The sequence below is a fragment of the Ruminococcus sp. OA3 genome (assembly GCF_022440845.1).
Lineage (GTDB): Bacteria > Bacillota > Clostridia > Lachnospirales > Lachnospiraceae > Ruminococcus_G.
On the sequence record NZ_JAKNTO010000001.1, the window covers coordinates 584,020 to 597,762 of the forward strand.

A 13,743-nucleotide genomic window follows, 5' to 3' on the forward strand; every position below is an offset into this window, starting at 1 on the left:
TAAGGGATTATAAGCTCACTGCACTTTCGGATACATCGGAATTTAAAGCCGGACAATACTAATCTAATAAAAAACCGGATACATAAAACCTGCAGCCGCAGGCCTTATGTATCCGGTACTTTTATTTCTTTTTTATCCGATCCGAAGTTTGAATTTCTGAATTTCCTTTTCGCTGAACACACGGTCAATATCTGCGCCAAGCCCTCTGAGTTTTCCTTCAAAATCCTCATAGCCGCGCTGAATATACATGATATCATCTACCGTTGTGATGCCGTCAGCCGCCAGTCCGGCTATTACAAGTGCTGCTCCCGCACGAAGATCCGGTGCACTTACTCTGGCACCCGTAAGGCGGTCCACACCGTCTATAATCGCAGTATTTCCTTCCACTTTGACATCTGCTCCCATACGCGCAAGCTCATCAGCATATTTAAATCGGTTCTCGAAAATACTTTCGGTTACAATACTTGTCCCGTCTGCGAGCGCAAGTACAACCGCCATCTGCGGCTGCATATCCGTCGGAAATCCAGGATAAGGCAGTGTTTTCACATGCGTTCTTCTGAGACGCCGGGAAGCGATCACACGAATGGTATCGTCAAACTCTTCCACCTCACATCCGATCTCCTCCAGCTTCGCTGTCGTCGCCTCAAGATGCTTCGGTATCACATTTTTAAGCAGAATATCTCCCTTGGTAGCCGCCGCTGCCATCATATAGGTTCCCGCTTCGATCATATCCGGGACAATAGAATAATCGCTGGCGTGCAGTTTGTCCACACCTTTGATACGAATGACATCCGTACCCGCACCTTTAATATTAGCTCCCATACTGTTCAGGAAATTGGCAACGTCAACAACATGCGGTTCTCTGGCGGCGTTTTCGATTATGGTCCTTCCTTTTGCCATGGAAGCAGCCATCATGATATTTATCGTTGCGCCTACCGATACCATATCCAGGAAGATATGATTTCCGTTTAATTCATTGGCTCTCGCCACGATCGCACCGTGCAGGATATCAACAGATGCGCCGAGCGCACGGAACCCTTTTAAGTGCTGGTCAATCGGACGGCTTCCGATATTGCAGCCGCCGGGAAGCGGTACTTCCGCTTTCTTGTATTTGCCAAGCAGTGCGCCTAACAGATAGTAGGACGCACGAATTTTTTTAATATATTCGTAATCAACACTGATATCGCCAATTGTAGCTCCGTTGATGGTCACCGTATGGCGGTCAACACGTTCAACTGTTGCCCCGATTCTTTCAATCGCTTCCAGCAAAACATTAATGTCTCTGACATCCGGAAGATTATCGATACGCACTGTTTCATCCGTCATAATTGCCGCAGCCAAAATAGCGAGCGCTGCATTTTTTGCTCCACCGATTTCTACCTCTCCAACCAGCGGATTGCCACCTCTTATTATATATTGTTCCATATTCCACCTCGGATTTTTCTTGTATCTGCAGCCCTGAGACTGCCCATACAACCAATCAATGTATTAATTAGCATACCGCATATGTTATAATAATTCAATTGTTTTGTAAAAAAAAATTAAAATTTTTATAAAATTAATGTATCGAGAATCACCTGCAGCGTCTCCTCAATTCCTTTATTTTCTTCATCAACAATCAAATCTGCATATTGCTCATACAACACCGTGCGCTCCTCATAAATATCCCAAAGAGTTTGTCCTTCTTTCTGCACTACCCCTCTACCTCTTAGGTTATGCAGACGCCTCTTCAAAGATGCATAGGAAAGCCGTAAATAAATAATTGTTCCGATTTCCCGGAGGTGTTCCATCGCCTCTTTTCCGTATACTACACTCCCTCCTGTAGCAATTACGGTGCGATACGCATCAATGGACGCATTGACTCTGTTTTCAATCAAAATGAACCCGTCTGTCCCTTCTTCTGCGATGATTTCCTTCAGCAGACGGTTTTCCTGCTGCTGGATCAAAAGATCAGCATCCAGAAACTGATATCCGATTTCCTTTGCCAGAATCACGCCTATTGTGCTTTTTCCAACACCCGGCATTCCGATTAATACAAGATTGTTCTTTTCTTTTTTCATGTTCCCCTAGCCTTTTGCATGCTAAATACGTCTATAGTTTAGCATAATTGAAAAATTCTTTCAACATGAATGTACGTTCTGGACATTCGTAACAAAGAACCGGGGATTTTTATTAAGATTTAAGAAAATACAAATATAAAATTAAGATATCAGCGGTAGAATAAACGTATTCTTAACCCGCAGGAGGTCAGACAATGCTTTCGTATCTGCTGATGGAATTATCATGTACGACACCTGTTATTATCTTAACAGGTATGTTATGTTATTTTGTTATGCGCATTTTTAAGTGTACCGTAAAAGGTGTCCATATTTTAACTGTCACTTTATTTTCTGCCATCCTGATTCTTATTTTCGATATCACGGGACTCCCCAGCTTCTATGACATGCGGTGGGGAGATGCAGGAATCAATCTGGTGCCCTTTGTTGATTTTCCGGAAGGTATGTTCCAGTATGGCATGAATGTGCTTCTTTTTCTGCCCGTGGGTTTCTTTTTGCCGCTTTTATGGCAGAAATTCAAATCCCTTTTACGGACGCTGCTGACCGGTCTCAGTCTGTCTCTGGCTATTGAGCTGCTTCAGCTTTTTACTTTCCGCGCTGTCGATATTGACGATCTTATGATGAATACACTCGGTGCAGCGGCTGGATATCTGATCTGGGGGATGCTTCAGAAAATTTTTCCTGTCTTCCTGTCACATTTTTGCAGTGGAAACTGCCGATTTTGGGAAAAACACGGGTGGCTGGTCTGCATCGCAGGATGTCTTCTGCTGAATTATTTTATTATTCCGCTTCAGTATGGTTTTGTATATAATCTGTTATGGGCATAAAGGCAGTACAGATGCAGAGGATCCGGATTACCGGCTGTAATTCAGACCCTCTCTCAGCTGCCCTATGCCTGTTGCGTGGAATCCGTGATAAGAATTGCTCTCATCAGTGTTTCCTCTGTGATCTCATCACCCACGAGTTCTCCTGTCAGATTACCCTGTGCGATTGTCAGTACCCGGTTGCTGATTCCCATGACCTCCGGCATCTCCGAGGAAATGATGATGACCGCCAGCCCTTCTTTCTCCGCCAGCTCTGCGATCAGTCTGTATATCTCTGATTTCGACCCTACATCAATACCACGCGTCGGCTCATCCAGAATCAACAGTTTCGGTCCGATTGTCATCCATTTTCCAAGGACAACTTTCTGCTGATTACCACCGGAAAGATTTCCAACCGGCTGCTCAGGACTCGGAGAACTGATCTGCAGTTTATCATGGTATTCCTTATAAATCTCATACGACGCCTTCATATCCACAAAACCGGCTTTTGAGATCATCGGCAGTTTCGCCAGCGCCATGTTGTCACGGCACGACTGCTCCAGCACCAGGCCCTGTTCCTTACGGTTCTCCGTAACAAACCCGATCTTTGCCTTTACCGCATCCACACTGGACCGGATCTTCTGCTCCTTGCCTTCCAGGTAGATCTTTCCCGAATCCGCCTTGCGGATACCGAAGATCGTCTCCATGATCTCTGTACGCCCCGCTCCTACCAGGCCGTAGAATCCCACAACCTCCCCGGCATGAACGTTAAAGGAAATATCCTTAAAATATCCCTTCAGGGACAGGTTTTCTACCCGCAGCACTTCTTCCTTCGGGTTCCACTTACATTTATAGTAGTAATTGTCAAGGGAACGGCCGATCATACTGTTTACGATGTCGTCCAGCTCGATGTCTTTGGTCACAAATTCACCGGTCGGTTTTCCATCCCTCATCACCAGCACGCGGTCGCTGATCTCGAAAATCTCATCCATCTTGTGGCTGATATATACCATACCAACACCCTGGGTTTTCAGTTTGTTGACAATCTTAAACAGAGAATTCTTTTCTTTTTCTGTCAGGGAAGACGTCGGCTCATCCAGCACGAGGATCTTTGCACCCAGGGCGATTCCACGGGCGATCTCCACCATCTGCTGCTGTGCGATCGGCAGTGCTGAGATCGTGTCCGTCGGTTTTGCCGGGCACTCCAGTTCATCCAGAACCTTCTGTGCATCCGCATTCATCTTCTTCCAGTCAATCCTGCCGCCTTTTTTCGGCAGGCTGCCCAGATACAGGTTCTCTGCTACGGTTAAATCCATTACTAAGGATAATTCCTGGAAAATTAAGACAACACCATCATTCTTCGCCTCAATAGGACTATTGTAGCGAACAGGTTTCCCCTGGTAAATGATCTCACCCGAACCCTCATCAGCGTGGTATACTCCGGAAAGCACTTTCATCAGTGTTGACTTTCCCGCACCGTTCTCTCCGCACAGTGCCAGTACCTCGCCGTATTTCAGATTCAAATGAGCATGATCCAATGCCTTAACACCGGGAAAAGTTTTACTGATATCTTTCATTTCAAGAACATATTCATTGCTCATTTACATTTCCTCCGGTTTTACATTCAAATTTAACGTTACTCAAGGTTCGCTTTTTTGGTTTTCTTATGCATCATGACCTTATCCAGGTACAGGACCCCGATCATGATCAGGCCCGTCACCAGACGGTTCACGTATGTCTGTACGTTCAGAAGGTTCATCATATTGTTGATCACTCCCAGCAGCATGATACCTCCTAAGGTATACCAGATGTTTCCTACTCCCCCTGTCAGCTTACATCCGCCCAGTACAACGCCCGCAATTACCAGCATGTGCATATCCGGCCATCCCAGCGTCGGGGTCGAGGATCCTGCAAACGCTGCATACAGGATTCCTCCCAGTGCTCCTGTAAAACCGCAGATCACAAAGTTGATAAACGTTGTCCGTTTATAATTGATTCCTGCATTAAACGCAGAGTTCTCGTTTCCTCCTATCGCATAGGTATTTCGCCCATGTGTCGTATATTTCAGCACATAGTGCGCCAGAAGCAGCAGTACGATGAAGATAATGCTGATATACGATAACGGCCCGATCTTTCCCGCTCCGAAATCAATGAATGCCCACCCTGCATCCGTATGGTTCGGGATCAGGGACTGCTCCGCATGGTATATGTATCCGAATCCCCGGCACCCAAGCATCATCGCCAGGGTAACGACGAATGCGTTGATTCTTGCATATGCTACCAGGAATCCGTTGATGGCACCTACCAGGCACCCTACCAGCAATGCCACGATGATTCCGGGGATCATTCCGATGCTCCCTTCCAGGCCGCAGGCAAGGGATGCTGCCAATGCTACCAACGTACACGTTGACATATCAAAGTAGCTGTTGATGATTACAAATGTCATACCTATCGCCATAATACCCTTCATGGCGTTCTGGTTAAAGACGTTGAACAGGTTGTTCACGTTCAGGAATCCAGGCACGAAGATGACTGCAAATACGAAAAATACAATCCAGATTGGTATGATCGTGTTCTTAGACAGAAATTTTTTAATGTTTCCCCAGCTCATTTACACACCCTTCTTTCTTTTTGTCATGATATCCATATATACCGCTATCAGAATTACTACACACTGTGCCACCCACTGCAGGTAATAAGGCAGACCCACGATCACGAATCCGTTTTTCAGGATACCAAGGATCATCACTCCCACGAAAGTCTTATAGACACTTCCGCTTCCTCCGCTTAAGGATGCACCTCCAAGGATGACTCCTGAGATAACATCAAATTCATAAGTTTCACCGATCGTAGCCTGCGCCGCCGCACCCCGCGAACACAGCATGATCGCACCCACTGCCGTCGCAAGGCCCGACAGTACAAACGTCTTCAGGATCACCAGCTTATCGTTGATTCCACTGTAACGGCACGCTTCATCATTTCCTCCCACCGACATCACATGATGCCCGTATACGGTCTTGGTCAGCACGATTCCCATGATGATGATAAACAGCGCCATGATGATGGTGGAAATCGGGACCGGGCCGATACTTCCCTTTCCGATCTTCGTAAACCACGCGTTGCTGTCTGCCATCTGCACAAACTGGCCGTTCGTATACATCATCGCCAGCGCCTGCAGTACGTTCATCATACCCAGGGTAACGATCATGGAATTCAGCCTGAGATACCCGCACAGATATCCGCTGATCACACCGGATGCCATACCGACTACCAGCGTCACAAGGATCGCCGGGACCGGCCCGATCTTGTCATGCAGGTCAATACAGATGACGCTGCACAGTGACAGCAGGGAGCCGACGGACAGGTCGAAGTTCCCTCCGATGATGACGAATGTCATACCTGCACCCATTACGGCGATGGTGGCCACCTGCCTGAAAATCAGAACAAAGTTGTCTGGCGTACGAAACTGTTTGGATATTACCGCAAATACCACATAGACCAGTATCATCGCAAACACTATACCCTGCTTTTTCAGAGTGGTCAAAAAATTCTTGTTGCTTTGAGACTCCATTACACATAACCTCCCTCTAATAGTTTTTTATAGCAGAAAGACCGATCGTTTACACAAGGGCCAGACGCCCTCTCAAATCGGTCTCTCTGCACTGGAACAAAATAAAATTATTTCTCTCCGTTAAATTCTTTCACTGCGTCTAACATCGCCACAATATTTTCCACCGGCGTATTTGCCTGAATGATATGTACAGCATTAAACACAAATCCACCGTCTTTTGCAAAAATCTCGCATCTTCTGAGCACCTGTTCGCGAACCTCTTCCGGTGTGCCAAAAGGCAGTACTTTCTGTGTATCCACACCACCTCCCCAGAACGTGATATCTTTGCCGAACTCATTTTTCAGCTCCTGCGGGTCCATTCCGTCCGCTGAGGTCTGCACTGGATTCAAAGCGTCAAATCCAGCCTCGATAAGCAGCGGTATCAGCGGCCGTACAGCACCACAATTATGTTTTAAGATCTTCCAGTTCGTATTTTCGTGTATCCAGTTATTCGCCTTTTTATAATACGGCATATAAACTTCACGGAATACATCCGGGGATACGAACAGACTGTGCTGATGGGAAAGATCTGCAGCGCAGGTAAATGCCACATCTATCATATCTCCGCATACTTCATTCACCCGGCGCAGGTTCTCAATCGCAATATCCATCTGCCTGTCAAACAGCTCTTTTACAAAGTCCTCTCTTAAAAGCGGGGACATGTACCAGTCTGTATAATTACGAATTCCTTTTGGGTGTTTCAGCCCTACGCCCGGAATATCTGCCGCATCACCGAGTCCCATACCCGGTGCTGCCAGAATTACTGATCGGTTTTGACGGCAGCCGGCTTCTGCCTGCTCTTTGATATACTGCAGGTTGTCATCATCCAGTAATGTCCATTCCTCCAGATTGTCCTGCGGATCCAGGTCATCATCGTCAAATGGTTCCTGACGGATAATAGCATCAAAGTAGACTGATTTTGCAGGCATATGTCCGGAAGCCGGAATACTCAAGTCGCCCTGAGGATGAATATAATATCCGCCTTTACCATCCGGCTGTGGATTGAACCCTTCCGGCACCAGGATCGTCTGCCCATCGGGGTTAATCCACTCTTTTACTTTATCCCTTGGAAATCCAAACATCGTCCCTTTGGGAAATGCAGATGCGGTATCAACCCCCATGACATCTGCCAGGTCCTCTTCAATCATACCCGCCATAATGTAAACATCCACAACGGTAACCGGACGTTTTTCCAGTCCATAATACTCTCTCAGTCCTTCAATACAGCTTACATGCATTGTGGAATCATTGATTCCGCCAAAATCAACCGCCACTTTATCCGGCTGTCTGTGATTTAAAGTTGTCTGTACCCGTTCTCTGTGTGTCATCATATTTTAAATCCTCCGCTAAATTTTATAGTGAATGCAAGCTTTACCACGCTTCCATTGTTCCCTTCAGGGAATCTGCTGTATCTGCCGTCGCCAACGGTGTCTCAATGCTGTTATCAAAGTTCTCCGGTTCCTCACCGTCTGCCAGCCTGATCGCCATATCCAGTGCGGTCTCTGCATCAAAATACGGGGACTGCATAACGGTAGCCGCAATCTTTCCGTCTTTTACATAATCAAGGGTTCCAAAGCTTCCGGAGGCTCCTGCATATACTTTCACATCATCCTGTCTTCCGGCTGCCTCAACAGCGTTCCATGCACCGTAAGCTCCATTATCATCATATACATAGATGGCATCGAGCTCACCTTTTCCATATTTAATCAGGTAATTTTCTGCAATCTGCTGGCACTTTTCACGGTTTCCTTCCCCCGTCTGGCTGTCCAGGATCTGAATGTTTGTTCCTTCTATGCCCTCTTCCAGCCCCTGAGAACGTTCCAGTGCGGCAGAGTACCCTGCAGGCCCTGCTATCTCCACAATTTTGGCATCTTCACCAATCTGTTTTACCATTTCCTGTGCAGTCTGCTTACTTTCCTCAATACAGGAAGGGCCAACATGGCATTTAATAAATTCGTCCCCCGATTCTGCAATTCTTGTATTCGCTGACATGCATGGGATACCTGCTTTGTTGGCAGCCCTTGCTGATGCCACGGCTGCTTCACTGTTGACCGGCCAGATGATAATACTGTCACATTTCATGTTGATCAGATCCTGCACCTGGTTGGCCTGTGTAGTTGCATCTCCTTTAGGATCGAGAATCTGAAGATCCACACCTTTTTCCTTGGCGTATGCTACCATAGTGTCATAATAAGATGTCTGGTATGGGTCCTGTCCTGCATAATTTACTACCATGCCTATCTTATAAGATCCGTTTGATTCCGGCTGCTGTTCACCGGTACTGCCGTCCTGTGATTCTTCTTTGGAAGCTGCCGTATCTCCTGCCGGAGCTGCTGCCTGTTTGTCGCTGGAACCTCCGCCGCATCCGGTAATCACCATAGCTGTAATAACTGCTGTACAAAGTATTGCCAATAATTTTTTCCTCATTTTTTTCCTCCGTCTTTTCTGATGATTTTCCTTTACTTTCCAAAACATGCTTTTCTTATTTTTTTCTAATCCCCCCTCAATTTTTTTCACTTCTTTTCTTTGTTCACATTGTAGCCTTTTACTGATAGAAATACATCAGAAATACTTTCAGAAAAATATTGAATTCTTACTATTCTTAGAATATACTCAACTGTAAGGGTGCACCCATACTATTGTGATTTTAACCAAAAGGAGAATTGCCCATGATTCGAAACATCAGAAATGTGCCCGGTGTTATGCCGACGTCGCTTGAATATTCATACAATCCCACCAACACTGCCCGGGAACTGTTTTTGTACATTGAATATATTGGACATGCGTACTGTTCACAGGATTATTCGGTAATACGGACAAATTACTGCCACTATCTGCTCATGTACGTGCAGAGCGGAAAGGCAGTAGTGTCTACGGATAAGCAGACATATGAAGTGGAACCCGGTGAGGCTTTTCTGATTGAAACACAAAAGCCCCATATCTATGGGGCCCTCGGTTCACTCGAATCTTACTGGATTCATTTTAACGGAAAGAATTTTCATCCTTTTTTTGAACATATGATCATGGCGAACCGCAATCAGCATGTATTCAACCTGAAAAACAATCCGGTATTCCTCTGGAAGCTTCAGGATATGTTAAGCACTTTCGAATTCAACAAACAAAACCCGGAGATCATCATGTCTGCTAAACTGTATGAGCTGCTCGGTCTGATGCTGGTAAACTCCACAAGCGGCAATGCGGATAACATGGGAGAGCTCGCACTGTATATCAACCGGAACTATCACAAAGTACTTTCACTCGAGAAACTCGCAAAAAGAACAGGCTTAAGTGTTTCCCGGTTTTGTACGCTGTTCAAAAAAGAAACCGGGTATTCTCCATATCAGTATATCAAGAATACCCGGCTGCACGCCTCCCGCAAATACCTGACCAGTACGACCTGTTCAATGGACGAGATCGCTTCTTACGTTGGATTTGCGGATGCCTCCTCTTATATCGCCGCATTCCGCCATAAGTACGGAATCACTCCTCACCAGCTCAGAAAGCGGCTGAATTCACGTTAACATAAAGTTTTTTGATGTCACTGCCGTCTGAGAAGGGACCTGGAATTGGCGTGACGCCCCGGAACTTCCCAAAGTAATCCTGCCGGAAAATGATGGGCGTCCCATCCGGATTCTCAAATTTCTGTTCCGGCTCGAATGCCTCACCCAGCGTTTCCGTACTGATAAACGGTATCTCCAGCTGAGGCAGATAGTCATAGAGGTTTGTCTCAAGCGTATAGTTTCCGTTGTTCTCAGTCAATGCCATCTCAATGCTGTGCTCTGTGTCTGTATGGTAGTTTTCCTCCGTGTCACAGGGCTGTGCACCGTTGAAGTAAACATTTCCGCCTGTGTAAACCGGGAGATGCTGATAATATAAATCTTTATTATTACCGTCGCAGGTCGTCTCAGGAGTAAATCTGCTGAAGTATTCCTCCCCCGTCGGATACCCGTCATACGGCTTTGTCCCGCAGATAAAATGACATTTCGTGATCCCGCTGTCATGTCTTTCTTCGGCAAATGCAGCCAGGTCTTCACGGATACCCTGTTGTACAAATATATTATTATAAATTCTCACATCTCCGTGGAGTATCGTCATAAAGCCGGCCACCTCCGTGCGGTGCGGCATATGATACGGCGTATAACGAGGAGACGGAAGCGTCCGGCTTCCATTATCCGTCCCTTCCCCAACCCAGGTAAAAGATCCGCCGATCAGATTATGTACCAGTGCTATTCCCTGTGCACTGATGCGGCATGAGCAGTCAGATAGCAGCAGATTATGATCGATCAGCGTGGGGCCGTGAGACACTTCCACAAACAGATCCTCCGCAAGCGCAAGGCCATCGGCAATCCTGGTCCCCCTGGGCGGGACATTATCATGAAACAGATTTTGTGTCACCCGGGTACCCTGCACCTGCCAGTCCAGCCAGATCCCGCGGGTACAATGGTGGATATGATTTCTCCGGAAGATCACGTCGATCGCCGCATGCATTTTGATGCCTCCGATCTCTGCGCCCGCCAGGTCCTGCTTGTTATTAATATGGTGGATATGATTATCTTCTATAATAGAGAATACACCGCCCAGATGCCCCACAATCCCTGTCTGGCCGCAGTCGTGGATATCACAGCGCCGGATAATATGTGACCCGACTGTTTCCTTTGACCAGCCTTCCGCCTGCGCCTGACAGATGATCTCGCGCTCCGTCTGCGCCCCGTCTTTCAGGCAGAATCTGGACCACTTATTGTCATTTTCCGGCTGCAGATATTTGCCAAGAGAAATACCGGAACACCGGGAATGTGATATTTCACAGTCCTCAATAATCCATCCTTTGGACCAGTGGGGTCCGACCATCCCTTCCTGCCAGGCTGTCGGAGGTGCCCATGTTGTCGCCGCCTGTTTTACGGCAAACCCGGATAACGTGATATAGTTTACTCCTGTCCTGTCCGGATAAAAACAATTGCGGCGCACGTTGATCTCAACATTTTCCAAATTTGGATCCACCCCCTGGAAATTCGCATAGATTACCGTATAATCACCATCCTGCTCAGTATACCAGGTATAAACGGTGAACGCCGGATCCCATGAAGACTCATATACGACAGGGTTAAGCACCCCTTCGATCTTCATAACTTCATACATGGATTTTCCATTCAGATAGACCTCTCCTGTGTGGACCGGTTCCAGTGCATAATACCAGTCACCGGATATCCGTGTCGTGTATGGATTATATCCTCCAAAGATGCCGTTCGAGATCCGCGCTTTCCACACATTTCCCTCATGTGGCACCCAGTTGTCAACACGTTCAGCCCCCGTGATCACGGCCCCCAGAGGCTGCTGTGATCTATATACAATGCGGTGCTGTTCATCTGTACCCCCATTTGCAGGATTTACTGCCTCCCGGTAAATACCAGGGGCAACGATAATCTCATCACCTGCACAGGCGATCGCCGCAGCCTCGCCGATCTTCTGAAAAGGCTTTTGCTTTGTTCCGCAGCCGTTACCGGATGCATCAGCAGATACGTAATAAATCATGGTCATTCCTCCCAATGTCTCTTCTGATTTTTATCAGTATCATTGTAACCTTCAGATCGTCCGGAAACCATTGATTCATTCGCAGTCTTTCATTAAATATTTTGTCTTTTGGTCCGTTTATTCTTCCGGCATAATCTTGCGGATTACCTTTGCCGGAATCACACTTTTGTGAGGTGATACCTTTTTCACACATTGACTCCCATGCCTAAAAGGTAGTACACTGTTAATACAACTATTACGAAGGAAGAGGTGTTAAATCAATGCCAACAACCCGGACTGGCTCCAATCCGCTCGGCGTGGAACCGATCAACAAACTGCTTACCCGTTTTGCCGTTCCCAGTATCATCGCCATGCTCGTCAGTGCACTGTACAATATTGTCGACCAGCTTTTCATCGGCCACAGTGTGGGAACGCTGGGGAACGCTGCCACCAATATAGCCTTTCCACTGACTATCGTCTGTACTGCCCTGTCTTTAATGTGCGGTATCGGCGGAGCAGCAAACTTCAACTTATCACTTGGTCGTAATGAACCGGATGAAGCCCGGCGTTATGCCGGTAATTCGGTCTGTATGCTGTTTTCTTTAGGACTTCTGCTCTGCATTGTAGTCCGTATTTTCTTACAGCCATTAATGTTTCTGTTCGGTGCGACATCAGATATCATGGATTACTCTGTCACTTATACCAGCATTACTTCTCTGGGTTTTCCGTTCCTGATTCTGACGACGGGAGGATCCAATCTGATACGTGCAGATGGAAGCCCCAGATTTTCCATGGTCTGCACCCTGACTGGTGCTGTCATCAATACGGTTCTGGATCCATTGTTTATCTTCGGATTTAACATGGGGATGGCTGGTGCCGCCCTTGCAACGATCATCGGTCAGATCATCTCCGGAATTATGGTCATTGTCTATCTGACCCGTTTTAAGACGGTACAGCTCACGCTGAAGTCACTGCTCCCATCTCTTAAACATTGCCGGGACATCGTGACACTTGGCATGGCACCCTGTTTTAACCAGGTCGCCATGATGGTTGTACAGATTGCGATGAACAATATTCTGCGGCATTACGGTGCCCAGTCAAACTACGGCAGTGAAATTCCTCTTGCCTGCGCCGGGATCATTACCAAAGTCAACATGATTTTTTTCTCATTATGCATTGGCATTTCTCAGGGGCTGCAGCCCATTGTCAGTTTCAATTACGGCGCAAAAAATACCGCCGTGTCCGGGAAGCCTACATGAAGGCTGCTGCCGCTGCGACGATCGCCTCCTGTATCGCTTTCTTATGTTTTCAGTTGTTTCCGCGGCAGATCATCGGCCTGTTTGGTTCCGGTACGGAAGAATATTTTCATTTTGCTGAAGAATACTTCCGAATTTTTCTGTTCTTTACATTTATCAACGGCCTGCAGCCGGTTTCCGCCAATTTCTTTACATCGATCGGAAAGGCGGGAAAGGGTATCTTTCTGTCACTGACGCGGCAGATTATCTTTTTGCTGCCGCTGATCGTGATCCTGCCAATGGTCATGGGTATCGACGGGGTGATGTTCTCGGCACCGATCGCAGATTTTATGGCCGCCGTACTGGTCATATACTTTATGCGCAGAGAATTAAAAGAATTGACAGTCCTGTCAGCGTCCGAAAATACTGAGGCGGCTTAACCCGGCGGGCATTTCCATAAAGAAGAAAATCAACAGTATCTGTTAACTTAGATAAGTTATACGGATACTGTTAATTTTTTACAAAATTTT

10 protein-coding genes and 1 pseudogene are annotated in these 13,743 nt (G+C 46.8%); 3 read left to right on the forward strand and 8 right to left on the reverse strand.

The annotated features are described in order from the left end of the window. Positions 1-132: 132 nt before the first annotated feature. Together MCG98_RS02765 and MCG98_RS02770 are read right to left on the reverse strand one after the other, a co-directional pair. On the reverse strand, positions 133-1,425 hold the full coding sequence (locus MCG98_RS02765) for a UDP-N-acetylglucosamine 1-carboxyvinyltransferase (RefSeq protein WP_240288953.1): 1,293 nt from the start codon (positions 1,423-1,425) through the stop codon (positions 133-135). A gap of 125 nt (positions 1,426-1,550) precedes the next feature. Beyond that, complete coding sequence (locus MCG98_RS02770; protein ID WP_240288954.1) at positions 1,551-2,060, reverse strand: shikimate kinase; 510 nt, start codon at positions 2,058-2,060, stop codon at positions 1,551-1,553. 194 nt (positions 2,061-2,254) lie between these two features. Here MCG98_RS02770 and MCG98_RS02775 point away from each other — a divergent pair, with 194 nt between their 5' ends. Beyond that, on the forward strand, positions 2,255-2,884 hold the full coding sequence (locus MCG98_RS02775; RefSeq protein ID WP_240288955.1) for a VanZ family protein: 630 nt from the start codon (positions 2,255-2,257) through the stop codon (positions 2,882-2,884). A 62-nt stretch (positions 2,885-2,946) separates the two neighbouring features. Here the strand turns inward: MCG98_RS02775 and MCG98_RS02780 are convergent, their stop codons facing one another. From MCG98_RS02780 to MCG98_RS02800, 5 genes are all read right to left on the reverse strand, one after another. Further along, on the reverse strand, positions 2,947-4,461 hold the full coding sequence (locus MCG98_RS02780; protein ID WP_240288956.1) for a sugar ABC transporter ATP-binding protein: 1,515 nt from the start codon (positions 4,459-4,461) through the stop codon (positions 2,947-2,949). A gap of 35 nt (positions 4,462-4,496) precedes the next feature. Beyond that, on the reverse strand, positions 4,497-5,471 hold the full coding sequence (locus MCG98_RS02785; RefSeq protein WP_240288957.1) for an ABC transporter permease: 975 nt from the start codon (positions 5,469-5,471) through the stop codon (positions 4,497-4,499). Next, complete coding sequence (locus MCG98_RS02790; protein ID WP_240288958.1) at positions 5,472-6,431, reverse strand: ABC transporter permease; 960 nt, start codon at positions 6,429-6,431, stop codon at positions 5,472-5,474. A gap of 107 nt (positions 6,432-6,538) precedes the next feature. After that, positions 6,539-7,801: a uroporphyrinogen decarboxylase family protein gene (locus tag MCG98_RS02795; RefSeq protein ID WP_240288959.1), complete on the reverse strand. Its 1,263-nt coding sequence runs from the start codon at positions 7,799-7,801 to the stop codon at positions 6,539-6,541. Positions 7,802-7,841: 40 nt separating this feature from the next. Then, complete coding sequence (locus MCG98_RS02800) at positions 7,842-8,897, reverse strand: sugar ABC transporter substrate-binding protein (RefSeq protein WP_240300336.1); 1,056 nt, start codon at positions 8,895-8,897, stop codon at positions 7,842-7,844. A 242-nt stretch (positions 8,898-9,139) separates the two neighbouring features. Here MCG98_RS02800 and MCG98_RS02805 point away from each other — a divergent pair, with 242 nt between their 5' ends. Further along, a complete protein-coding gene (locus MCG98_RS02805) occupies positions 9,140-9,991 on the forward strand; it encodes an AraC family transcriptional regulator (RefSeq protein WP_240288961.1) in 852 nt (283 codons plus the stop codon). Here the strand turns inward: MCG98_RS02805 and MCG98_RS02810 are convergent. After that, positions 9,966-11,999 carry a right-handed parallel beta-helix repeat-containing protein gene (locus MCG98_RS02810; RefSeq protein ID WP_240288962.1) on the reverse strand — a complete coding sequence of 678 codons (2,034 nt, stop codon included), beginning with the start codon at positions 11,997-11,999 and terminating at the stop codon, positions 9,966-9,968. The two genes, MCG98_RS02805 and MCG98_RS02810, sit on opposite strands and share 26 nt — an antisense overlap. A 350-nt stretch (positions 12,000-12,349) precedes the next feature. Between MCG98_RS02810 and MCG98_RS02815 the strand changes: the two are divergent. Continuing rightward, a pseudogene (locus MCG98_RS02815) lies at positions 12,350-13,653 on the forward strand (MATE family efflux transporter). The last annotated feature ends 90 nt before the right edge of the window (positions 13,654-13,743 follow it).